This window comes from Rhodoferax ferrireducens (assembly GCF_003347515.1).
GTDB lineage: Bacteria > Pseudomonadota > Gammaproteobacteria > Burkholderiales > Burkholderiaceae_C > Rhodoferax.
The window spans coordinates 1-602 of the sequence record NZ_QEII01000114.1 but is presented as its reverse complement, the minus strand read 5'-3'; the positions used below and the strand labels follow the sequence as shown (position 1 = coordinate 602).

At 62.6% G+C, this 602-nt stretch carries 1 protein-coding gene; it reads left to right on the top strand.

Going from position 1 to position 602, the window contains the following annotated elements; all coding sequences use genetic code 11:
• Positions 1-602 (top strand): sensor histidine kinase (locus C5P05_RS00500; RefSeq protein ID WP_232834275.1); only part of this gene is annotated, 602 nt, incomplete at both ends.

Below are 602 nucleotides of genomic sequence, written 5' to 3'. Positions count from 1 at the left end.
CCATATCGCTGCCCGAAGTGCTGCTCGATTGCCAGGCCATGATCGAGCCGCAGGCGCAAAAAAGCGGCATCCACATCAGCTTTCCGCAGTTTGATCGCCCTTGCTTTGTCAGTGCCGACCGGACCCGCCTGAAACAGGTGCTGGTCAACCTGCTGTCCAACGCCATCAAATACAACCGCGCGGGTGGAACGATAGACGTGCAGTTCAGCGCCGACACACCGGAGCGTCTGCGCATCAGTGTGCAGGATACCGGCGAAGGTCTGTCCGCGGACAAACTGGCCCAGCTGTTCCAGCCCTTCAACCGGCTCGGTCAAGAATCCAGCACCGAAGAAGGCACTGGCATCGGCCTGGTGGTGAGCAAGCGGCTGGTCGAGCTGATGGGCGGCAAAATCAGCGTGCAAAGCACGGTCGGCGTGGGCAGTGTGTTCTGGATCGAACTGGACCTGGCGGACGCACACCAACTGGTCACCGATGGCGACGAACCACTGGCCCTGCTGCAGGCGCGGGCCCAGCCCGGTGCCGCACTGCGCACCCTGCTGTATGTGGAAGACAACCGGGCCAACCTGCAGCTGGTCGAGCAACTCATTGCACGGCGCCCCGAC